This window comes from Ornithinimicrobium sp. CNJ-824 (genome assembly GCF_001942405.1).
In the GTDB taxonomy this organism is placed as follows: domain Bacteria; phylum Actinomycetota; class Actinomycetes; order Actinomycetales; family Dermatophilaceae; genus Ornithinicoccus; species Ornithinicoccus kibberensis.
This window is the reverse complement of record NZ_MKKA01000015.1, coordinates 36,929-59,252: the sequence shown is the minus strand read 5'-3', so window position 1 is coordinate 59,252 and position 22,324 is coordinate 36,929. Positions and strand designations below refer to the sequence as shown.

Annotated in this window: 18 protein-coding genes and 1 pseudogene; 6 read left to right on the top strand and 13 right to left on the bottom strand. The window is 70.6% G+C overall.

The window, feature by feature from the left end; translation table 11 throughout:
- Nucleotides 1-301: 301 nt before the first annotated feature.
- From BJF81_RS07875 to BJF81_RS07860, 3 genes are all read right to left on the bottom strand, one after another.
- Entirely contained in the window at nucleotides 302-1,516 is a 1,215-nt protein-coding gene (locus BJF81_RS07875; protein ID WP_143780732.1) for a hypothetical protein, read from the bottom strand.
- A gap of 96 nt (nucleotides 1,517-1,612) precedes the next feature.
- Nucleotides 1,613-2,404 carry a hypothetical protein gene (locus BJF81_RS07870; RefSeq protein ID WP_158068638.1) on the bottom strand — a complete coding sequence of 264 codons (792 nt, stop codon included), beginning with the start codon at nucleotides 2,402-2,404 and terminating at the stop codon, nucleotides 1,613-1,615.
- Between the two features lie 666 nt (nucleotides 2,405-3,070).
- Nucleotides 3,071-4,237, bottom strand: a complete 1,167-nt coding sequence (locus tag BJF81_RS07860) for an ATP-grasp domain-containing protein (protein ID WP_342447103.1) — start codon at nucleotides 4,235-4,237, stop codon at nucleotides 3,071-3,073.
- Nucleotides 4,238-4,394: 157 nt separating this feature from the next.
- Here BJF81_RS07860 and BJF81_RS07855 point away from each other — a divergent pair, with 157 nt between their 5' ends.
- Together BJF81_RS07855 and BJF81_RS07850 are read left to right on the top strand one after the other, a co-directional pair.
- Nucleotides 4,395-5,837, top strand: a complete 1,443-nt coding sequence (locus tag BJF81_RS07855) for a polysaccharide biosynthesis tyrosine autokinase (protein ID WP_075957868.1) — start codon at nucleotides 4,395-4,397, stop codon at nucleotides 5,835-5,837.
- 3 nt (nucleotides 5,838-5,840) lie between these two features.
- Nucleotides 5,841-6,725, top strand: a complete 885-nt coding sequence (locus tag BJF81_RS07850; RefSeq protein WP_075957867.1) for a hypothetical protein — start codon at nucleotides 5,841-5,843, stop codon at nucleotides 6,723-6,725.
- Nucleotides 6,726-6,746: 21 nt separating this feature from the next.
- On the opposite strand, the gene BJF81_RS07845 is transcribed toward BJF81_RS07850, so the two are convergent.
- The gene (locus BJF81_RS07845; RefSeq protein ID WP_075957879.1) at nucleotides 6,747-8,636 is read right to left on the bottom strand and encodes a penicillin-binding transpeptidase domain-containing protein; all 1,890 of its coding nucleotides are present in this window, start codon (nucleotides 8,634-8,636) and stop codon (nucleotides 6,747-6,749) included.
- A gap of 462 nt (nucleotides 8,637-9,098) precedes the next feature.
- Between BJF81_RS07845 and BJF81_RS07840 the strand changes: the two genes are divergently transcribed.
- Both BJF81_RS07840 and BJF81_RS18575 read left to right on the top strand, forming a co-directional pair.
- The gene (locus BJF81_RS07840; protein WP_202817450.1) at nucleotides 9,099-9,431 is read left to right on the top strand and encodes an RDD family protein; all 333 of its coding nucleotides are present in this window, start codon (nucleotides 9,099-9,101) and stop codon (nucleotides 9,429-9,431) included.
- Nucleotides 9,344-9,592 carry an RDD family protein gene (locus tag BJF81_RS18575; protein ID WP_237770107.1) on the top strand — a complete coding sequence of 83 codons (249 nt, stop codon included), beginning with the start codon at nucleotides 9,344-9,346 and terminating at the stop codon, nucleotides 9,590-9,592. The genes BJF81_RS07840 and BJF81_RS18575 overlap by 88 nt, the downstream gene beginning before the upstream one ends.
- A 41-nt stretch (nucleotides 9,593-9,633) precedes the next feature.
- Here the strand turns inward: BJF81_RS18575 and BJF81_RS07835 are convergent, their stop codons facing one another.
- From BJF81_RS07835 to BJF81_RS07805, 7 genes are read right to left on the bottom strand one after another with little or no spacing between them, the layout of a single operon-like run.
- Complete coding sequence (locus tag BJF81_RS07835) at nucleotides 9,634-10,902, bottom strand: phenylacetate--CoA ligase family protein (RefSeq protein WP_075957865.1); 1,269 nt, start codon at nucleotides 10,900-10,902, stop codon at nucleotides 9,634-9,636.
- A gap of 26 nt (nucleotides 10,903-10,928) precedes the next feature.
- The gene (locus tag BJF81_RS07830) at nucleotides 10,929-11,792 is read right to left on the bottom strand and encodes an ABC transporter ATP-binding protein (RefSeq protein WP_143780731.1); all 864 of its coding nucleotides are present in this window, start codon (nucleotides 11,790-11,792) and stop codon (nucleotides 10,929-10,931) included.
- Complete coding sequence (locus BJF81_RS07825) at nucleotides 11,789-13,006, bottom strand: ABC transporter substrate-binding protein (RefSeq protein WP_075957864.1); 1,218 nt, start codon at nucleotides 13,004-13,006, stop codon at nucleotides 11,789-11,791. Before BJF81_RS07825 ends, BJF81_RS07830 begins: the two co-directional genes overlap by 4 nt.
- A 36-nt stretch (nucleotides 13,007-13,042) precedes the next feature.
- Entirely contained in the window at nucleotides 13,043-14,101 is a 1,059-nt protein-coding gene (locus BJF81_RS07820; RefSeq protein WP_075957863.1) for a branched-chain amino acid ABC transporter permease, read from the bottom strand.
- Nucleotide 14,102: 1 nt separating this feature from the next.
- Entirely contained in the window at nucleotides 14,103-14,975 is an 873-nt protein-coding gene (locus tag BJF81_RS07815; RefSeq protein ID WP_075957862.1) for a branched-chain amino acid ABC transporter permease, read from the bottom strand.
- Nucleotides 14,972-16,975, bottom strand: coding sequence for an AMP-binding protein (locus BJF81_RS07810; RefSeq protein ID WP_143780730.1), 2,004 nt, complete (start codon nucleotides 16,973-16,975; stop codon nucleotides 14,972-14,974). Before BJF81_RS07810 ends, BJF81_RS07815 begins: the two co-directional genes overlap by 4 nt.
- Nucleotides 16,976-16,977: 2 nt before the next feature.
- Entirely contained in the window at nucleotides 16,978-17,859 is an 882-nt protein-coding gene (locus BJF81_RS07805; RefSeq protein WP_083664072.1) for an ABC transporter ATP-binding protein, read from the bottom strand.
- A 153-nt stretch (nucleotides 17,860-18,012) separates the two neighbouring features.
- Here BJF81_RS07805 and BJF81_RS07800 point away from each other — a divergent pair, with 153 nt between their 5' ends.
- Both BJF81_RS07800 and BJF81_RS07795 read left to right on the top strand, forming a co-directional pair.
- On the top strand, nucleotides 18,013-18,774 hold the full coding sequence (locus tag BJF81_RS07800; RefSeq protein WP_158068637.1) for an IclR family transcriptional regulator: 762 nt from the start codon (nucleotides 18,013-18,015) through the stop codon (nucleotides 18,772-18,774).
- A 46-nt stretch (nucleotides 18,775-18,820) separates the two neighbouring features.
- Nucleotides 18,821-20,689 carry an acyl-CoA synthetase gene (locus BJF81_RS07795; RefSeq protein ID WP_158068636.1) on the top strand — a complete coding sequence of 623 codons (1,869 nt, stop codon included), beginning with the start codon at nucleotides 18,821-18,823 and terminating at the stop codon, nucleotides 20,687-20,689.
- Between the two features lie 64 nt (nucleotides 20,690-20,753).
- Here BJF81_RS07795 and BJF81_RS20930 read toward each other — a convergent pair whose 3' ends face one another.
- Nucleotides 20,754-21,203, bottom strand: a complete 450-nt coding sequence (locus BJF81_RS20930; protein WP_342447104.1) for a class I adenylate-forming enzyme family protein — start codon at nucleotides 21,201-21,203, stop codon at nucleotides 20,754-20,756.
- Between the two features lie 21 nt (nucleotides 21,204-21,224).
- Nucleotides 21,225-22,234, bottom strand: a pseudogene (locus BJF81_RS18565) (AMP-binding protein); the annotation flags it as partial.
- Between the last annotated feature and the right edge of the window lie 90 nt (nucleotides 22,235-22,324).

Sequence of the window (22,324 nt, the reverse complement as noted above, 5' to 3'; positions counted from 1 at the left end):
CAAGACGCCTCTCGAGATCGCCCAAGAGCACCAGCAAAACCTCTCAAACGCCGCGTAAGACAACAAAGTGCCGCTGTCCGAAAAGGCCCCACCAGATCAGACTGCCACCAGGGCATCCATGCCGCGGCCGTGCCGGGGGCGACGCAAGATATCTGCGTCGACCGGCTCCACGCGGGTCTTACTGGTTGTAGGCGATGGCGCTGATCCTTCTTGCTGTTGTCTCGTAACCGGACGTTCTGAGACGGGTCCGTGCATGACGAAACCCCCGGTGGTGGTCCGGGGGTTTCGGTGAGGGCGGGTGTCAGTCCTGCAGTGGTCGGGCTCCCATGTGTAGCCCGACGGCGATCATCATGAGGTGGGTCGAGGTCACGGCGGTGAGCGCGTCTTGGACCATGCCCGTCGCGAGGGTGCAGGCGATGACGAGCGCGGCGAAGAGTCCTGTCCACCGCGTCTCGACAGAAGCGCTGTCCCTCGAGGCGCGTCGGCCGGCCACGGCGAAGACCACGAGAGCCACGAGCAGGAGCGCGCCGGTCACCACTCCGAAGTCGAGCGCTGCACGCAAGGCCACGTTGTGGGCCTCGTCGCGGGGCATGTCGGGAGCGGACAGGCCCCCAGGTCCGACGCCGATCAGGAGGTTGTCCGACAGGACTCCGAGCAGTGGCCCCCAGATCCCATCGACCCGCACGCCCAGGCCGGAGGCGAGCGCCTCGGGGGTTGCGCGGCCTGCAATTTGGGAGCCGAACAGGAGGACGACGATCGCGGCCGTCATGCCGGCGAAGAACACGGCGCCCACGTCGATACGGATTCGCCGACGAGGCCCCTCGTTTGCTGCCAGCAGGAGCAGCGCCAGGACGAGCACTAGGCCCAGGTTGATCCGCGACTGGGAGAAGTAGACCCCGGCCAGGGCGGCGACCATGAGCGCCCAGGCGAAGCGTGCCCGGGCGACGCCCGTGGTGCGCTCTGCGACGGAGAGCGCGGCGATGAAGGTCCAGAACGCGCCCGTGCCGAAGGCGGAGGGCTCGCCGACGAGCTTGGGGCCGTAGGACTCGATGCTGTCGCCGACCTCGCCAAAGAGGGTGCCGATGTCTCCGGTCACCACCTGGTAGGCCAGCCAGAGTGCGTTGGCCGCTGCTGCGAGGTGCAACGCCCGCAGGGCAGCAGGGCTGCCCTGCGCTGATCCCAGCCTGACGAACAGGCCGCCGAGGACGCCTGCCAGGACGAAAAGTTCTACGGTGCGTCCGAAGTAGGCGATGCGGAGGAGGTCGGATACGGCCCCGTCGTTGATCCACAGGTGCAGCAGCGTGACGACCGTGGCGAGCCACAGGAACGCGGGGAGCCACGGGCCCCACGTCGCCCACCAGCGAAGGCGGCCGTGGCCTCGTGGGGCGAGGACGAGGATCGCGAGCCCGATTGGCAGGAGTAGGTCCTGCACGCGGATGTCGACGTTCTCCGTGGGGAGCAGGTCGAGCCTGATCCTGGGCGAGAGGCACACCGCGAGGATGAGGGCCATGAGCATCCACCGGATGATGGGACGCGACTCATCGGTCCGCGTCTTCGTCGGCGCATGGGTTCGGGTGGCGGCTTTCGGCACGGCACCGACTATAGGAGACGTCTAGGCCGGTGCGATCGTGGTGACGGTGCCCCCCGAGCCGATGTACTTCAGCGCGCCGCCCTCGACGTACAGCGTGCCGCCGTCCGCGGGCACCGTCGGGGCCGTGGTCCGGTTGCGGATGAACATGTGGCCGAGGCCGTTGACCTGCCAGTAGGTGTTGCCCGCCCGGACGGCCTTGATGAAGGCTGCCGCGGCGGTCGCGCGCTCCATCTCCACCTGCAGCGTGACGGGATCACCGGACGTGGAGACGCCGTCCCGCAGGCGCATGAGCGGGTTCCCCGCGCCGCCGTTGATGGCCCGCTCGAACAGCCACGACCCGGTGGCTGACGACACCTGCGAGAGCCACTTGTTCCCGTGGGGGTGGTTACCGAGGTGGGTGGTGCGGGTGCCGTTGTCGATGACGACGTAGGCCGCAAACAGGTTGGGGTAGAGCACCTGGAAGTCGCGGACATTGGCCGACGTGACCTCCCAGGCCGTCACGTTCGACTCGAAGCGGGTGGCGTGGAAGGCGTTGGAATCAGCGAAGCCGTTGCTGGTGGCGGTGACCTTGATGCCGGTGGTGCAGACCTCGATCTGACCGCCGATCCAGGTGACGTTGTTGGCGTCGACGATGTCGACACCGATGGTGCAGGCGTTGGCGCGGCACCCGAGGAAGCGGTTGGCGTTGGAGCCCATCGCATGCACGGCAAATCCACGGTGGCAGTTGGAGGCGGTGACGTTCTCCAGCTGGTTGAACACCGCGCCGCCGTTGATGGGTGACGCGATCCGGATTCCGGTGTCGAAGGAGCGCACGGTGACGTCCTTGACCGACGCCGACGACACCGATTCGAGGTCGAGTCCGATGGTCTCGCTCGTCTTGCCGGGCCCGGAGATGTCGAAGCCGTGGAACTGGGGGTAGTAGGTCCGCACGCCCGGGGTAGCGGGCTGTGGGCCGTGCCGGTGCCGGAGTAGGTGAGGGTCGTCAGCCCGGTGCCGCACCCGTGGATGGAGGTGCCTGCCGTGTAGGTCGCGCCGTCTCCGACGGGGATTACCCCGACACCGAGCTGGATGCGGACCGCGCTGGCCTGCCCCGCGAGCGCGGCCGAGAGGGTGCGCTTGGCGGTGGCCAGCGTCAGTCCGTCGTTCCCATCGTCTCCCCGCGGGGTGACGAAGATGGTGCGCTCGGTCGCGGCGGGCTTCCGCACACCGATGGCGGAGATGCGCTCGTCCGCAGCCTGGGCGACGGCAGCGCTGGCTTGCGACCCGTTCTTCACGCGATCGGCCACAGCCACGTCCGTGGCCGTGCCCTCCACGGGGAACGGGCCCCGCCATGCGGCGCCGCTGGGGTCGGCGGTGTAGAGCGCGACCTCGGTTTCGACGATGACGGCGGTGCCCTTGCTGGGCGCCGGCAGGTCGTCGAACGTGGCGACCGAGCCCGTCACGGAAGTGCCAATCCGAGACACCGACAGGCGTCCGCCCCTACCCGCGGACAGCCTGCTGCTGGTCGGTGACCCACATCCCGGTCAGCCCACGGAAGTGGGCGACGAACTGCTCGTGCTCGTGTTCAGGGTAGGTCGCCTTCACGGTGTCCACGAGCAGCCGGTCAAAGTCGTCCGAGCCGACCCACTCCAGGACCCGCTCCGGCAGGTGGGGCAGGTGCTGCTCGCACCACTCCCAGTAGCGCTCGGTCTCGAACTCCTGGTCCGCCAGCTGGCGGTAGGCCTGCATCTTCTCGGTGTAGCTGCGGTCCGGGTCGTCGGCGATGTCGAAGTAGGCCCGAGGTGACCGCACCCCGATGAACGAACGCCGCCCGGTCACCAGGCAATAGGCCGACCAGCGCACGAGGACAGTGATTGCCCACGGGAAGTAGTAGTGCAGCGAGGTCAGCGCCACGTCCGGGCAGGCGTTGGCGTAGTCGATCGGGTGGACCTCGTCACCCTTGACGAGCATCTCGGCGCTGTTGAACTCCCAGCCGAAGAAGGCGTTGACCACCTTGCTGACGGTCTCGGCCTCCCACCCGGCCTGCGGGGTCAGGAAGTCGTGGGTGACGGCATACCTGCTGTGCATGGGCTCGCCGGGTCGGAAGTCCATGACCATGGTCTCCGGCCCGATCGACAGCGCCCTTGCGAAGTGGTCGTAGTCGATGGTGGCCTGCAAGTGCATCAGCATGTTGCCGGACTCGTCGTAGGAGCGGTGCAGCCCCTCCACGTCGTCAACCCGGGAGACACCGCGCCAGCCGCCGCCGTCAAAGGGCTTCATGTAGAGCGGGTAGCCCACCTCCTCGGCGATCTTCTCCAGGTCGAACGGGTCGTTGTAGCGCGAGGCGGTGTAGGCCCAGCGGACGTTGTCGACCGGGTTCTTGTAGGGAACCAGGACCGTCTTGGGGATCTTCATTCCCAGACGGAGCATCGCGACGTAGGCGCTGTGCTTCTCCATCGCCTGGAAGGTGAACGGGCTGTTGAGCAGGTAGGTGTCGTCCATCAGCGACGCCTTCTTGAGCCACTCCCTGGGGTGGTAGTACCAGTGCGCCAGCCGATCGATGACCAGGCCGTGACGCACCTGATCGGTGAGGTCAAAGGGATGGATGCGGACCCGTTCGCTGGTGAGCGTGTGCGTCCGGCCGCCGGCCTTGATCGGGCCGACCATGCCGAGGATGGACTCGACGCGCGGGGCCAGTCCTCCTCCGCGCCGAGCAGCAGACCGATGAGATGGGTACGCACGTCGTTCGCCATGGGGGGAACGCTACCCCGGTCCGGTAGGGTGACGCCGTTTGGCGATCGTCCACCGAGCCCCAGGAACCTGAATGGAACTGTCCGACTACCTGCGCATCCTCCGACGCAGCTGGCGGCTCGTCGTCGCCGTCCTGCTCGCGACGGTCGCGGTCGCCGCGCTGCTGACGGCGCTGACGCCGCGGGAGTATCGCGCAGAGGCCGAGCTCTTCGTGTCCACGACTGGTGGAGACAACGTGTCCGACATCGTCCAAGGGGGCTCATTCACCCAACGGCAGGTGGCGACGTATGCCGACATCGTCACCACGCCCGCGGTGCTGGGCCCGGTCATCGACGACCTGGGACTGGAGGATTCGGCCAGCGGTCTGGCCGCGCATGTCACCGCCACAGTTCCTCCGGACACGGTACTCATCAATGTGGCGGTCGTGAACGGCGACCCGGTGCAGGCAGCGGAGATCGCCAACACGATCGCGGACCAGTTCGCCGAGACGGTGCAGGAGCTGGAGCGCGTCTCCCCCGAGGGTCAGAGCGCCGTCAAGGCGACCGTGGTCCAGCCGGCCACCCCGTCGGAGGACCCGGCCAGCCCGGACCCGCTGCGCAACATGGCGCTGGCTGTCGTTCTGGGCCTTCTGCTGGGCCTAGGCCTCGCGGTCCTGCGCGACCTGTTGGACCGTCGCGTCCGCGGGGAGTCCGACATCGCCCGAGTCACCGAGGAGCCCACGATCGGCGCGATCGCCTTCGACAAGGACGCCCCGGCGCACCCCCTCGTCATCGAGATCGACCCGCACAGCCCCCGGGCCGAGTCGTTCCGGGCGCTGCGGACCAACCTGCTCTACCTCGACCCGGATGACCAGCCGTCGACGTTCCTCATCACGTCGTCCGTGCCTGGCGAGGGGAAGAGCACGACCGCTGCGAACCTGGCGCTGACGATCGCCGAGACCGGTTCGACCGTCTGCCTCATCGAGGGTGACCTGCGTCGCCCCCGGCTGCTCGACTACATGGGCCTCGAGAACGCTGCCGGTGTCACCGACGTCGTGGTGGGCCGCGTCGAGCTGGCCGATGTGCTGCAGCCCTACGTCGAGGGCCTCTACGTCCTCGGCTGCGGCCCCATCCCACCCAACCCGAGCGAGCTGCTCGGGTCGGACGCGATGCACCGCATGCTGGAGCGGCTCAGCGCCGAGTTCGACTACGTGCTCATCGACGCCCCGCCACTGCTGGCCGTGACCGACGGCGCCGTCCTCTCCACGATGACCGACGGTGCCCTGGTGGTGGTCGGAGCCAACGTCGTCCGACGGGACGAGCTGGAGCGGGCCCTCGGCACACTCGAGCGGGTGGACGGCAAGGTCCTCGGTCTGGTCGCCAACCGACTGGCGACCAAGGGTCCGGACGCCTACCAGTACTCCTACGGCAACTACCGCCCCGACACCGAGATCGAAGGCCGCGGACGTCGTCCGCGGTCGCGGAAGGCCCGTCGACAGTCGCAGGCGCAGCCCCAGACGCCGGTCGCCCAGGGGTGAGCCGTGGCGCTGTCGACCCGCACCCAGAACGCGCTCATCGCCGGGCTCGCCGCGCTCGCCGTCGGCACCTCAGCCTTCGCCGTGTGGAGCGTCAACCGGCCGCACCCGTCGCTCACAGGCACTCTCACCTCGACGGAAGGGACGGACGCCGGCAGCGACGATGCTCGCTCGACCACTGACGTCACCGCGGAGGGTGACTCCTCGGAGCCCACCGCGAGCCCGACCACCGAGACGTCCGCCCCGTCCGACGAGTCCGCCACCGAGGAGCCCACGTCCGCGGACGACTCCTCGGACGTCGACAGGGCCACGGTCCAGGACTGGGTGGACGCGTGGTCGGACGATGCTGATCTCCTGGTCATCGGGGACGGCTACAGCAACATGCCGAGCCAGTGGGTGCAGCTGTGGGGTGACGAGGTCGGGAACGACCGCCCCGTGACGATCCACCACTGGGGCGAGGCGCAGGACGTCACCTTCAACGACCCGATCGTGCTCTCCGAGGAGGACGGGCCGCAGCTCACGATCTGGAGCGCCAGCAGGGACGGCTCGACCATCGCCGACGCCGCCGACCGGGTCGACCGGTTCGCCGAGGAGGCCGGTGGCGTGGACGCCGTGCTCATCTCGCTCGGCTTGGACAGCGGGGACGAGGACGTGGCCGGGTCCCTGGACGAGCTGCTGGCCGAGTTCGACGGAGTCGCCGACGACGCCCCCGTGCTCCTCGCCGTTGCTCCGCCCGAGCTTTATGACAGTGGCGTCGCCGAGGATATGGTCGCCTGGGCCGAGGACAACGCCGACCGGGTCGCCCTCGTCGAGGTGGGGCCGGCTGCCCCGGACAACCCCACGGCTGAGGAGTGGGCCCTCGCGTTCGACCGGGTCATCTCGGCCGACTGACCACCCTGGACCAGGACGGCCTCAGCCCGAATCCGTCAGGAACGCATCCATCAGCGGCCCGACGGTCGTCGAGCCGAACTCCCCCTCCTCCACGAAGATCGCCACCGCCAGGTCGCCCTGAACGGCGACCATCCACACGTGCGTCTGCGGCGGGTCCTGCGTGCCGAACTCCGCCGTGCCGGTCTTGGCCAGCACCGGCTCGCCCGGGTTGTCGGCGAGCATCGAGGCGCTGCCCTCGGTCACCACGGCCCGCATCATCGTGCGCAGCCCCTCGGCCTCCTCGGTCGACAGGCTCCCCTCCGGCTCCGGCACCTCCTGGCCTGTGACCACGCGCGGCACCACCGGACGGCCCTCCGCGACGCTCGCCGCCACCGCCGCCATCGCGGCGGGCGAGGCCAGCACCGAGCCCTGCCCGATGAGGCTGGCGGCGTGTTCCGTCTGCGACCCCGCCTCGTCGGGGACGCTGCCGCTGAACGCCGTGACCGGCATCTCCCACACGGCTCCGATCCCGAGGTCCCGCGCGGCCTGCGCCAGCTCCTCCATCGGTATGCGGTCGCGCTCACCGATGAGCGCGGTGTTGCAGGAGTTGGCCATCGCCGTCACGAGCGGGATGTCACCCAGCGCGGCCTCGGGGTAACCGGGAACGTTGGTGAACTCGTAGCCGTCCACCGTCAGCGTCGGCTCGCACCGCACCGTCGACTCCGGCGTCAGGCCCGCCCGCAGGAGCACCAGCGCGGACGCGAGCTTGAACGTCGAGCCGGGTGGGTACTGCCCGGCGAGCGCCGTCGAGGTCCCCTCGGAGCCGGGACCGTTCGCGAGCGCGAGCACGTCACCGGTGCTTGGCTGCAGCGCGACGAGGGCGCTGGCCGGCCCGACGTCGGCGAGCACGTCCTCGGCCAGCTCCTGCAGGTCGAGGTCGAGCGTGACCTGCAGCGGCTCGGGCTCTGTGCCCTCCCGGTCCAACAGCTGGGAGCCCTCGCCGGTGTCGGGGTCGACGGCCGAGACGACCAGCCCCGGCTCGCCGCGGAGCTGGTCGTCGAAGGCGGCCTGCAGGCCGGAGAGCCCCACCACGTCACCGATGGAGTAGCGCTGCGGGTCGGAGTCCACGAGTTCGGCGGTGGCCTCCCCCACGGTGCCGAGCAGCGGCTGGGCGAACGTCCGTGTCGGCCCCAGCACCTGGGTGGCGTCCAGGGCGACCGCGCCGAGGATCTCCTCGGTGGCGGCGACCAGGCTGCCCCCCTCCTCGTCGCTCTGCCGGTAGGTGATGAGCCGGACGAAGGCCTCTGGCCCCGCCGCGGCGACGGACGCGGCATACCCCTCCGGGTCGGTCCCGGCCGCCTCGGCGAGCCGGCGGGCGGACTCCTCGACCTCCTCCGCCTCGACCCGGGTCTTGTCGATGCCGACGTGCCAGACCGGCCGGGCCGTGGCCAGCTCCTCGCCGTCGCGGTCGAGGATGTCGGCACGCGGCTGCCCGGTCTCCTCTACGGCGAGCACCTGGCCCTCGGGCACGCCCACCAACGCCGGGTCCCAGGTGGCGACCCACTCGTCCTCGACGACCTGCATCCGCACCGGCACCTCGCGCGCCAGGTCATCCCCCTCACCTGGCAGGTCCCAGGTCAGCTGCAGCCGTGCCTCGGCCACGTCCTCGGTTTCGGAGACGTCGAGCACCTGCACGTCGAGCGACACCTCGGCCAGCGCGGCGTAGGCCTCCGCGCGCCGGGCCTGGGCGTCGGCGGGGGCACCGCCCACCATGGGCACGGCGTCGAACTCCCCCGTCTGCAGCGCCGAAGCCACAGCGTCGGCGACCTCCTGGGGCGAGCCGTCGACCGCCGGCTCGCAGGCCGTCAGGACGAGGGCGCCGACGAGGCTCACGGCGAGGGCGGGTCCAGTGGCCCGGCGGCTGAGGTGCATCCTCACACCGAAGCAGGCCGACCGGTCAGAGACAAGGCGACCGACTCTTCCCAGGCCAGCGGAACGTCGCTACGGTGGCCGTGGCCGACGCCATCGGGGGCGCGGCTCGCGGCAACACCTCCGAGCACCGGGGCGAGCCGTGGCAACCAGGACGAAGGAGTGCACGCACGATGACCGATCCGATGTCGCCACAGCCCAGGCCCGAGGACGAGCCCACCGGGGGTGCCAGCGCCGCGCCGCCGCCTCCCGGAGGTCAGCAGCAGCCGCCGCCGCCTCCCGGGGGCTACCAGCAGACCCCGCCGCCGCAGACCGGCTACCAGCAGCCTCCGTCGCAGGGCGGCTACGAGCAGACCCCGCCGCCCTACCAGGCTCAGCCGCCGCAAAGCGGCTACCAGCAGGCCCCCCCCGCCGCAGGGCGGCTACCAGCAGTCGGGATATCCCGGCACCCAGGCCGGGAGCGGGGTGGGACGTCCCGCCGAGCTGCTCGACCGCTTCCTCGCGCGGCTCATCGACCACGTCCTGCTGCTGGTCGTCAACTTCGTCATCGTCTCGATTTTCGTCGTCGGCTCGCTGATGAACGGGTCCGGCGGGATGTTCGGCGGCGGCAGCAACTTCCTGACCAACGTGGTCGGTTCGGTGCTCGGTGCGGCGATCTACCTGGCTACTTCGCCTACATGGAGTCCAGCCGCGGGCAGACCATCGGCAAGATGGTGGTCAAGCTCGAGACCCGCGGTGCGAACGGCGGCCGCCCGACGATGGAGGAGGCCGTCAAGCGCAACATCTGGGTCGCCCTGACGCTGCTGGGCATCATCCCGTTCGTCGGCGGAGTCCTCGCCGGTCTGGCCCAGCTCGCCGCCATGATCGCCATCGCGGTCGGCATCAGCAGCGACACCGCCGGGCGGCGCGGCTGGCACGACAAGTTCGCCGGCGGCACCCAGGTGGTCAAGGTCGGCTGACGGTCCCCGTCCCGACCCTGGCGAGGGTCGGGACGCCGCAGTCAGCTCCAGTCGCGCACGTCCACCACGGGCCCGTCGCCCGGCGACAGCGCCTCGACCACCTGCACGCGGGCGCTGAAGCGCAACCCCTCGCGCACCCGGTCGGCCACCCGGCGGGCCAAGGCCTCGCCGTCGGGCCCGGTGGTCGTCGCGCCGGCGCCGGGCTCCCCGCCGCTGGCAGCGGCGGGCACCACCTCGCACCGCAGCTGGTCGACGTGGTCGACCCGCTCGATGACGAAGCGGTAGTCGGCGACCCCCTCCACCCCCTCCATGACGGCGGCGACCTGGCGCGGGTGCAGGAACATGCCCCGCACCTTCACCGCCGCCCCCGTCCGGCCCAGCACCCCGCGCAGCCGCAGCGAGCCGTCCGGCCCCAGCGTCCACCCGGACAGGTCGCCGGTGCCGAAGCGAACGAGCGGGTAGTCGCTGCGCAGCAGCGTCACCACGACCTCCCCCTCGGTCTCGTCGGTCACGGGCCGGCCGGTGCCGATCTCGCACACCTGCACGTCGACCCCGTCGGCCAGCACCATCCCGTGCCCGGCCGGCGGGTCCTCCCCCGCCGGCTCCCACGCCAGCAGCCCGGTCTCGCCAGTGCCGTAGGCCATCCGCGCCATCGGGACCCGCTGCGCGATCACGGCCCGCAGCGACTCCGGCAGCGGCTCGGCCGTCATCAGCGCCCGCTCCAGCCGCCACCGGTCCGCCCCGACACCGTCGAGCCCGTCGAACCGCTCGATCAGCGCCTTGAGGTAGGACGGCAGCCCGACGTAGCCGGTCACCCCCAGGTCGGCGATCGCCCGGGCCTGCAGGTCCTGGTTGCCGATCCCGGCGGGCACGACCGCCGCCCCGACCGACCGCGCACCCTGCTCGAGCATCGCCCCGGCCGGCGAGAGGTGGTAGCCGAAGCAGTTGATCACCACGTCGTCGCCGCCGACGCCCACGTCGGCCAGCGCCTGCCCCCACCGCCAGTCGGCACCCTCCAGCTGCGGCTCGTAGAGCGGCCCCGGCGACTGGAACCACCGCGCCACGTCCGCGTCCGCCGCGAGCATGCCGCCGTCCGGCGGGTCGGCCTGCTGCCGCTCCACCAGCTCGTCCTTGGACAGCACCGGCAGCGCACCCAGCCCGCCGGGACGGCATACCTCATCGACGCTGAGATCCGCCTCGGCGAGCCGGGCGGCGAAGCCCGGCACCCGCTCGGCGGCGCGCCGCAGGCTCTGCTCCAGCGCGGGCGCGAGGGCCTCCTCGCGGGCCTTGAGGGCAGCCTGGATCGACATGGTCACTCCTTGGGGAAGGTGGGGGTCTACAGCCAGCGCTTGCGGCGCTTGTAGTGCTTGACGTCGCGGTAGCTCTTGCGGCTGCCCTCGTCACCGAGGCCCAGGTAGAACTCCTTGACGTCGGGGTTCTCCCGCAGCTCGGCCGCGGGGCCCTCGAGCACGATCCGGCCCTGCTCCATGATGTAGCCGTGGTCGGCCACCTCCAGGGCCCGCCGGGCGTTCTGCTCGATGACGAGCACGGTCAGCCCGGTCTCGTCGTTGAGCCGCTTGATGTAGCCGAAGATCTCCTGCACCAGCAGCGGCGCCAGCCCCAGGCTCGGCTCGTCGAGCATGAGCAGCTTGGGCCGGGCCATCAGCGCCCGCCCGATGGCGAGCATCTGCTGCTCGCCGCCGGAGAGGTAGCCGGCGACCCGGGCCCGCATGTCGGCCAGCTTGGGGAAGAACTCGTAGACCATCTCCAGGTCCGAGGAGGACTCCTTGCCCGAGCGGGTGTAGGCGCCGGCGACGAGATTCTCCGCGACGGAGAGGTGCTCGAAGACGTGCCGCCCCTCCATGCACAGGCTCATCCCGCGGGTGACCCGGTCGGAGGGCTCCATCCGGGTGATGTCCTCCCCCGCGAAGGAGATGGACCCGTCGGTGACCTCGCCGCGCTCGCTGGGCAGCAGCCCGGAGACCGCCTTGAGCGTGGTCGACTTGCCGGCCCCGTTGGAGCCGAGGAGCGCCACGATCCCGCCCTCCGGCACGCCGAGCGAGAGGCCGCGCAGCACGAGGATGACGTCGTCGTAGATGACCTCGACGTTGTTGAGGACCAGCAGGTCCGAGTCCTTCACGCCGGGGCCGCCCCCGGGCGCGGAGGCCGCGCCCGGGGTGACTCCTGCGGTGGTGCTCATGGCGTGGCGCCCGCCTCGACCTCGACCATCTCGCCGCCCTCGGCGGTGTAGATGCCGGTGGAGGTGGACCCGCGGTGGGAGTCGGCGGAGAACTCGATGTTGCCCTCACCGATGACGCCGCCGGTGTCGATGGCGCCCATGGTCTCCAGCGCCTCGCGGATGGCGGGACCGGTGATCTCCCCGTCCTCGGCGGCCTTCTCCATGCCCTCGGCCATGACGTGCATGACCATCCAGCCCTGCACCCAGGAGGTGCCCTTGCTGGCCGGGTCCTCGCCCTGCTCCTCCAGGTAGGCGGTCATCTCCTCGTGCCCGGCCTTCTCCGAGGTGATCGGCGCGAACGGCTGGACGAGCATGTGGCCCTCGGCCACGTCCGCACCCGCGGTGTCGATGAACAGCTCGTTGCCGCACCAGTTGAGGCAGACGATCTTCATGTCCAGGTTCTGCGCCGCGATGTCCTTGGCGACCTGCGCCGCCGGGGAGGCGACGTTCTGGATGACGATGTACTCCGCGCCCTGGCTCTGCGCCTGGGAGAGCAGGCCGACGTAGTTCTGCTGGCCACCGGGCATCGCGTAGGCCTGGTAGCCCAGGTCGAGACCCTCCTCGGAGACCCACGCCTCGCCGTCGGCGACCGGGGCCTGGCCGAACGGGCTGTCGTGGTGGAAGACCGCGACCTCGGCGCCGCCGCCGGAGTCCTCGGCGATCCAGTTGAGCGCGACGCGCATCTGGTCGGAGTAGGTCGGCGCCACGACGAAGTTGTAGGGCGCCTCCTCCGGGTCGGTGAGGCTCTCGGCGAACGAGCCGGACATGAACGGCAGCTCGTCGTCGGCGACCTTAGTGTGCAGGGCCTCGGTGTCGCCGGTGCCCCAGCCCTGGACGGCGACGACGCCGTCGTTGAGGTACTGCTTGTAGAGTTGCTCGGCCTGCGGGACCTCGTAGGCGTAGTCGTTGGAGATGGCCTCGATCTCGCGGTCGGCCACGCCGCCGTTCTCGTTGCGCCAGTCGACGTAGGCGAGCATGCCCTCGTTGTAGGGGGCGCCCACGTCGCCGGTCGCGCCGGTGAGGTCGGCGATCATGCCGACCTTGATCGGCTCGCCGGAGTCGCCGCCGGCGTCGCCGCCGCCGCCACCGTCTCCGTTGTCGCTGCCGCAGGCGGACAGGCCCAGCGCCAGCGCGGCGAGGGAGGCGACGAACGCGCCACGTCCAGTGCTCTTCATGATGGTTCTCCTCGTTGAGAGTTGTGATGGGGGGATCTAGTAGCGGAAGGGCCAGAAGCGGATGTACTCCTTGGCGCGTTCCCACAGCCTGTTCAGACCGCGGGGTTCGATGATGAGGAACAGGATGATGACCAGGCCGAAGATCGCGTTCTGGATCGCCGGGAGCTGGGCGGAGAGCCACGGGGCGGCCGGGCCGACCACGTCGGCGAGCTCGCGGATGAGCACCGGCAGCAGCGACATGAACACCGCGCCGTAGACGGCGCCGGCGATGCTGCCCAGGCCGCCGACGATGATCATCGCCAGGTACATGATCGAGACGTTGAGGGTGAACGCCTCCCAGGTGACCGTCTCGGTGTAGTGCGCGGTCAGCGCGCCGGCCAGGCCGACGAACCCGCTGGAGACCGCGAACGCGGTGAGCTTGGCCCGGGTGAGGTTGATCCCGATCGCCTCGGCGGCGATGTCCTGGTCGCGGACGGCCATGAACGAGCGGCCCAGGCCGGTGCGGAAGAGGTTGCGAGCGGCCATGACCGCGATCGCCGCCAGGACCAGCAGGATCCAGTACCAGCTCTGCTCGAAGGACTCCCGCGGCAGCGTCCAGCCGAGGACGTTGAGCCGGTCGAGGGTGATGTAGCCCCGGCCCTCGGTCAGCCAGCCCCAGCGGCGGATGATGAACTCGATGATCTGCTGGGAGGCCAGGGTCGCGATCGCCAGGTAGAGCCCCTTGAGGCGCAGGCCCGGCAGGCCGAAGAAGGTGCCGATCACCGCGGTGAAGACCACCGCGAACGCGATCGCCAGCGGCACCGGCATCCCCATCCGTTCGGACAGCAGCGCCGAGGAGTAGGCCCCGACGGCGAGGAAGCCGCCCTGGCCCAGGCTGATCTGGCCGGTGTAGCCGACGAGGATGTTCAGGCCCACCGCGCCGATGACGGCGATGAGGATCGTGTTGACGATGGAGAGCCAGTAGTTGTCCAGCACGAACGGCAGGACGACGAGGAGCACGACCATGAGGCCGAGGCGGAAGAGCTCCGCGCGGGTGCTGCGCAGACGCAGCTCGGAGGAGTATGTCCGGTGGTAGATGCCGGTTGCGGTCGCCATGTCAGACCCTCTCGATCCGCGTCTCGCCGAAGATGCCGTAGGGCTTGACCAGCAGGATCAGCACGAGCACCACGTAGGGGATGACGGTGGCCAGCCCGGGGTCGAGGTAGCCGGAGACGAACTGCTTGAGCAGGCCGATGGTCAGGCCGCCGACGATCGTGCCGGGGACCGAGTCGAGCCCGCCGAGGATGACGACCGGGAAGACCAGCAGGCCGAAGGCCGCCAGGTTCTGGTCGACCGCGGAGATGTCGGCCAGCAGGACGCCGGCGATGAGCGCCGAGACGGCGGCCAGCACCCAGGCGAGGGCGAAGATCCGCCGCACCGAGATGCCCATCGTCATCGCCGCCTGCTGGTCGTCGGCGACCGCGCGCATCGCGATGCCGTGCCGGGACCGGCGGAAGAAGATCGTGAAAGCGGTCAGCACGACCGCGGCGATGAGGATGACGAGCAGCCGGTTGAGCGGCACCGTCGCACCGAGGAAGTCCACCGACCCGCGCGGCAGGATCGCCGGCTGGCTCTTCACGCTGGTGCCGTAGAACATCTGCACCAGGGCGTTGAGCAGCATCGACAGGCCGATCGTGACCATGATGATGCTGATCGGGTCCTCGCCGATCATCGGCCGCAGGATGAACCGCTCGACGACCACGCCGAGGATCGTGGCGACCACGACGCCGACCGCGACGGCCGCGATGAGCGGCAGCCCCATCATGACGAAGGCCGTATAGAACATGTAGGCCCCGACGAGCAGGAACTCACCCTGGGCGAAGTTGATGACGCTGGTGGCCTTGTAGATGAGCACGAAGCCCAGCGCGGCCAGCGCCAGGATCGCGCCGTCGGCCAGTCCGTAGACCAGCAGGTTGAGGAAGGTGCTCATCGGCGGCCACTCCAGACGGGTCGGCGTCCCCTGCCCTCGGGGATCCGGTAGGTGGTCAGGTCGAAGATCGTCAGCGACAGCTCGCGCAGGATCGAGGTGCCGTCCTGGTAGGTCACCCGGTTGGAGATCCCCACCGAGTCGTCGCCCCTGCGCAGGGCGGCGATAAGGTCGGCGTAGCGCTCGTCGATGACGTTGCGCCGGACCTTGCGGGTGCGGGTGATCTCGTCGTCGTCGGGGTCCAGCTGCTTGTGCAGGAGCAGGAAGCGGGCGACCCGGATCGACTCGGGCAGGTCCTCGTTGGCCCGGGTGATCTCCTCGGCGACCAGCTCGTAGACCTCGGGCTTGCCGGCCAGGTCGGTGTAGGTGGTGTAGCTGAGCCGCTCGTGCTCGGCCCACGACCCGACGGTGCCGGGGTCGATGGTGATCATCGCGGTCATCCGCTCGCCCTCGCGGGTGGGGCCGAAGACGACCGCCTCCTCGACGTAGGGGCTGAACTTGAGCTTGTTCTCGATGAACGCGCTCGAGTAGCGGGAGCCGTCGGGGGCGGTGAGCACGTCCTTCGCCCGGTCGATGACGACCAGGTGGCCGTCCTCGTCGAGGTAGCCGGCGTCGCCGGTGTGCAGCCAGCCGTCCTGATCGACCGTCTCCGCAGTTTCTTCAGGTTGCCGGTGGTAGCCGCGGAAGATCGAGGCGGAGCGCAGCAGGATCTCCCCGTCGTCGCTGATCCGCAGGTCGGTGCCCGGGATCGGCTGGCCGACCGTGTTGAAGGCGATGTCGTCGTCGCGGTGGACCACGGCGATGCCGCAGATCTCGGTCTGGCCGTAGATCTGCTTGAGGTTGACGCCGATGGCGTGGAAGAAGCGGAAGACGTCTGGCCCCAGCGGCGCACCACCGGTGTAGGCGCGGCGCACCCGGGACAGGCCGAGCTGGTCGCGGACCGGCCGGGTGCTGACCTGGTCGGCCAGCCAGCTCATCGGACCGCCGCCGCCCTTGCCGTGAACGCGCGCCTGCGCGGCCCGGTCGCCCACGTCATACCCCCACCCGAAGATCTTGCGCTTGAGCCAGCCGGCCTCGTCGATGCGCACCTGCACCTCCGAGAGCATCGACTCCCAGATCCGCGGCGGGGAGAACATCACGTCCGGCCCGATCTCGCGCAGGTCGTTGCGCTGGGTGGAGGCGTCCTCGGGGAAGGAGATCGTCAGCCCGCGGGACAGGCCGATCGCCACCGCCAGCATCTGCTCGCCGATCCAGGCGAACGGCAGGAAGGAGACGTAGCGGAAGGTGTGGTCGGCCGGGTCGATCTCGGTGAGGTGGTCGGCCATCGTCAGCAGGTTGCGGTGCGACAGCTCGCCGAGCTTGGGCTTGGAGGTGGTGCCCGAGGTGGTGCAGATGACCGCGATGTCCTCAGGGGTGCTGCGGGCGATCTCGTCCTCGAACCAGGTCGGGTGCTTCTCGGCCCGCCGGCGGCCGGCCGCCTCGACCTCGGTGAAGTCGACCAGCCACGGGTCGTCGTAGGACTCCAGGCCGTGCGGGTCGTAGTAGACGACCTGCTCGACGAGCAGGCTGTCGCTGGTCTCGCGCAGGCGGAGCAGCTTGTCGACCTGCTCCTGGTCCTCGACGACGACGACGCGGGCGCGGGACATCGAGAGGATGTGCTCGAGCTCCTCGCCGATCGAGGTGGGGTAGATGCCCACGACCGCGGCGCCCATGCTCTGGGCGGCCAGCTCGGCGATGAGCCACTCGGGGCGGTTGTCGCCGAGGACGGCGACGATCTCGCCGCGCTGCACGCCGTAGCCGGCCAGGCCGTGGGCGAAGTCCTCGACGCGCCGGCGGTACTCCGCCCAGGTCAGCGGCTGCCAGATGCCGTAGAGCTTCTCCTGCATGGCGATGCCGTCGGGGCGGGTGCTCGCCAGGTCGAGCATGAGCCGCGGGAAGGTCGCGGTGTCCAGGTCGACGGGGGTCTGGGCCGAGGACTTCATCCTGGTCGTCGCGGTCGCCATCGTCAGGCCCCCTGCTTCTCGTCCTCGTCGGCGCCGAGGTATGCCTCGATCACCGCGGGGTCGGCCTTGACCTCGTCGGGGGTGCCGTCGGCGATGAGCTTGCCGAAGTCGAGCACGCTGACCCGGTCGGAGACGTCCATGACGACGTTCATGTCGTGCTCGATGAGCATGACGGTGACGCCGGCGAGCTCGTGGACGTCGAGGACGTAGCGGGCCATGTCCTCCTTCTCCTCGGCGTTCATGCCGGCCATCGGCTCGTCGAGGAGCAGGAGCGCGGGCTGTATGCAGAGCGCGCGGCCGAGCTCGACGCGCTTCTGGATGCCGTAGGCCAGGGCCCCGACCGGCTTGTTGCGGAACTCCTGCAGCTGGAGCAGGTCGATGACCTCCTCGACGAGGTGGCGGTGCTCGATCTCCTGATTGCGGGCCGGACCAAACCAGAGCATCGAGGCCATCACGCTGTGCTTCATGTGGATGTGGCGGCCGAGCATGAGGTTCTCCAGCACCGTCAGGTGGGAGAAGAGCTCGATGTTCTGGAAGGAGCGGGCCACGCCGAGGCGGGCGACCTTGTAGGGGGGCAGCTGGGTCAGCAGGTGGTGGCCCTCGGCGACGTCCTTGCCGGTGACGTCCTGGCCGCCGCCGGTGTGCAGGCGGATCTGGCCCTCCTGCGGGTGGTAGATGCCGCTGATGCAGTTGAGCAGCGAGGACTTGCCGGCGCCGTTGGGGCCGATGATCGCGTGCACGTCGCCCTGGGTGACGGTGAAGGAGACGTCGGTCAGCGCCTTGACGCCGCCGAAGCGCAGCGAGATGTCGTCCACCTCGAGCAGCGGCAGGCCGGTCGGGCGGCTGCTGCCGTTGAGCGAATGCTGGTAGGCCCTGGTCAGCACGGGCGGGTCCTCGTCACGGGCACTCCTTCGGGTCGTCCTCGATCCGTTCGGAGGCTGACGCTACATTTTCACTATCTGGAAATCAAGGGTTGTCTGCAGAAAGTTTTCGACGCATGATGGTACGAAACCCACACGTGATGGAAGATGGCCCGCATGCCGACACATGACGCCGGGGGCGAGGGCCAGGCCCGGGGGGGCCTGGGCACCGTCCGCAACGCCGTGCAGCTCCTCGAGCTGCTCAGCGACGGACCCGCCTACCAGCACCTCACCGACCTGGCCGAGCGCAGCCAGTTCTCGGTGCCGACGGTCCACCGGCTGCTGCGCTCCCTCGTGCTGGCCGACCTCGTCGTGCAGGACCCGCGGTCCTCGCGCTACGGCCTGGGGCCGGAGCTGACCCGGCTGTCCAACCACTACCTGTCCCGCCTGCCGCTGCTCGGGGCGCTCGCGCCCTACCTGACCCAGGTGCGCGACCAGGTCGGCGCGACCGTCCGGGTGCAGACCCTCGTGCGCTGCGAGGTCGTCGACATCGACCGCGTGGACGGTCAGGACCGTGGGCCCTACCGCGACACCCACCGCGTGCACCACGCCCTCGACAGCGCCGGCGGGCGGGTGCTCGGCGCCCGCGGCGACGCCGACCAATGGACCCGGCTGCTGGAGTCGGCGCCGGAGGAGCTGGCCGAGATCGCCCGCGGCCAGCAGCAGGCGTGGGCCACGGCCGACCACCTGGCGGTGACCCCGGAGGACCCGATGCTGCCCGCCGAGGTGGCCGTCCCGGTCGTCGACGGCCAGGGCACGACGGTCGCCGCGCTGGCGGCCACCGTCGACGACACCACCGACGAGCCGCACGTGGCGACGGTCGCCGCCCACCTCGGCCGGGCGGCCAGGGCCGCCGGAAGGACGCTGGGCCATGCGTGAGGGGGACGGGACCGCGGAGGCGAGCTCCACCTCATACCCTCGGTCCATGCCGGACGAGCGCGCGTGGGCGGACGTCGTGGGACGCCTGGGCCTGCTCACGCCCTATGAGTCGCTGTGGGAGCCCGGCGAGCGGTCGGGCACCTGGATGTCCGGGGCGACGGTCAACCTGTCGGTCTCCTGCGTCGAGCGGCACCTGCCCGAGCGGGGCGACCAGGTCGCGCTGCACTGGGAGGGCGAGCCGGGCGACCGACGGAGCCTGACCTACGCCGAGCTGCACGAGCAGGTGGTGGCGCTCGCGCGGTCGCTGCGGCAGATGGGCGTGGGCGTCGGCGACAAGGTCGGGCTGCACCTGGGCTGGCTGCCCGAGACGGTCGTGGCGATGCTGGCCTGCGCGCGGATCGGGGCGGTGCACACGGTGCTGCCGGCACCGCTGCCGGTGGAGCCGCTGGCCGACCGGCTCTCGCTGCTTGACCTCAAGGTGCTCTTCACCCAGGACGGCGCATGGCGCCACGGGACGGTGCTGCCGCTCAAGGCGCGCGCCGACGAGGCGATGCTGGCCGCGGGCGGGATCGAGCACACGGTCGTGGTGCGGCGCACCGGGATGGACGTGCAGTGGTACGAGGGCGACCGGTGGCTGCACGACCTCCTCGCGGGGTCGCGGCCGGGGGTCGGGGAGGTGCGGCCCGAGCTCAACGGCGACGCGGTCGCGCTGCCGGTCGACCACCCGGTGGCGAGCATCCCGCTGGCGAACCGGGGCGGCCAGGCCGTCTCGATCGTGCACGGGACCGGGACGATGCTGGCCGGAGCGGTGGCGGTGCACGAGCACCTGTCGACCGGCGGGCCGTTCTGGTGCGTGGGTGACATCGCGTGGGCGGTGACGCAGTTCCACGGGATCTACGGGCCGCTGGCGGGCGGGGCGACGACGGTGATGTACGAGGGCACCCTCGACGTGCCCAACCACCAGCGGGCGTGGGACATCATCCGGCGCTACGAGGTGGAGTCGCTGCTGACCAGCCCGTCGGTCATGCGCACCGTGCGGGGCTGGGCCCGGGAGATGCCGGGGATGTCGGGGATCCCCACGCTGCGGCGGGTGGCGACGGCTGGCGAGCCGGTCGAGGAGGAGCTGGCCGCGTGGCTGCGCGGGGCGTTCGGCGTCGAGGGGACCGAGGTGGCCGACGCGTGGGGGCAGCTGGAGCTGGGCGGGATCGTGCGGATCACCGGGCTGTCCGACGCACCGCCGCTGCCCGACTGCGGGCTGACGATCGTGGACGTCGACGGCGTGCCGGTGCCGGCCGGGGAGACCGGCGAGGTGGTGCTGACCAGGCCGTGGGCCGCGACGATGGTGGGGGTCGAGGGCGACTCGGCCAGGGTGGCCGAGGCGCACTGGACGCGGCACCCGGGGGTCTACGCGACCGGTGACCTGGGGCGGGTCGACGAGGACGGGGCGGTGCAGTTCCTCGGCCGGACCGACGACGTGGTGTCCATCTCGGGGCAGCTGGTCTCGTTGCGGGAGGTCCGGGAGGTGCTGACCGAGCACCCCTACGTCGACCGGGCCGAGGTGACCTGGCGCAAGGACCCGGAGCTGGGACGGTCGCTCGTGGCGGCGGTGACGTTGTCGGGGGCGGCGGGTTCGGGTGGTTCTGGCGGCTCGGCCGGTGGGGCGGGCCTGGCCGGTGGGGCGGGCTCGGCCGACCTCGACGCGATCGCCGTGGACCTCATGGACACCGTGCGCGAGCTGCTCGGCGGCCTGGCCCGCCCGCGGGCCCTGCTGGTCGTGGACCGGTTCGGCGAGGAGCTGGGCCGACGGGAGCGGGCGCAGGCCATCGCGACGCTGGCCACCCCCGACCGGCTGGGCGCTCCGCGGTCGGTGACCTGGGAGCAGGTGCTGGTCGCCGCCGGGCATCCGGTGGGCTGAGGGGCTGACCGCCGTGCCGATCGCCGCAGACCCCGGCGTCACGGGACTGCGCTGCGCTTGGCTCTTAGAGAGCCAACGACCTGAGCTCGGTCTTCAGCACCTTGCCGTTTTGGTTGAGCGGTAGCTCGCTCACCCTGCGCGCCTCGTGCGGCACCAGATGCTTGGCCAGGGTCGACCGGCAGTGCGCCAGGACCTCCTCCGGGCTGACGTCCGCGCTGTTCGACGTCACGTAGAACAGCACGATGCTCTCGCCGGCGACCTCGTCCGGACGGCCCACGACAGCAGCTGCGGCCACCCCGGGCAGCTGCGCCACGGCGTCCTCGATCTCGTGGCTGGAGACGCGGATCCCCCAGGACTTGATGAAGTCGGCCTCCCGGTCGACGACGTAGACAAACCCGTCGTCGTCGATCCTGGCCAGGTCCCCGGTGAGCAGCCCTCCGTCGACGAACTTGGCAGCCGTACCCTCTGGGTCGTTCCAGTAGCCCTTGGTGATGTTCTCGCCCCGTGCGAACAACTCGCCGACGACCCCTGGGGGCAGCGGACGACCCTCGGCATCGACGACGCTGAGAGTCACTCCGGGTATGCCGCGGCCGATGGACCCCTGCCGCTCCTTCACCAGCTCGGGCCTCAGGTAGGACATCCGGGCCGTGGCCTCGGTGGCCCCGTACATGACGAAGAGCCGCGCCTGGGGCTGAGCTGCGGCCACGCGTCGATCTGGGGCTGCGGGAGGCGTCCGCCCGCCTGCTGCATGGTCCGCAGGGTGGGTAGAGGGGTGGTCTCGAACAAGCTGGACCTCAACAAGGACTGGTAGGTGGACGGAACCCCGGCGATACCGGTGCACCGGTCCCGCCGGACCTGTTCGACCGCCGTCTCGGGGAAGGCGAAGGTGTCGCAGATCGACAGGCTGCCCCCGACGCGCAGGTGGGTGTGCAGGAGCGAGGCGCCGTAGCAGTAGGAGAACGGGAGGACCACCAGCACGCGGTCCTCGACCGTCAAGGCCAGGTAGTCGATGATCGACGTGGTGTTGGCACGGAGGTTACGGTGGCTCACCCGCACGGCCCGGGGCGCGGACGTCGTGCCCGAGGTGAACATCAGGACGGCGTCGGCGTCGGGGTCGACCGCGACGGCCTCCGGGTCTCCGTGCGCTCCGCCGTCCAGCGCGGACTCGGAGAGAACCCGAGCCGCGGACGTCACGACGTCGTGGAAGGCCCGGCTCAAGCCGGAGTCGAGAAGGAACGAGTCGCAGTCGACGAAGCGCGCCTTCCTCAGCACGTCCGCAGGCGTCAGCACCGTCGCGAACGGCACCGCGACCAGGCCCGACCGGAGGATCGCGAGGTAGGCCGCGGCCCAGAACAAGGAGTTCCGGCTCAGCAGGCCGACCCGGGCACCCGGCGGCAGGCCCCACTCGGCGATGCCCCCGGCCAGAACGTCCACCGCGGCCCGCAGATCGGCGTAGGTGTGCGTGCCGTCCCGGTCGATCAGGGCGACGGCATCCGCCTCCCCCTGCCGGAGGAGGAAGTCGCCGACGTTGACGCCCTGGCCCACCCTGCCTCTCCTTGACCTCACGACCAGGCGCAAAGCCTGTTCGCGCCGTGTCCCCGATGGTAGCGTGACCTGCACCACTGGGAGAGGGCT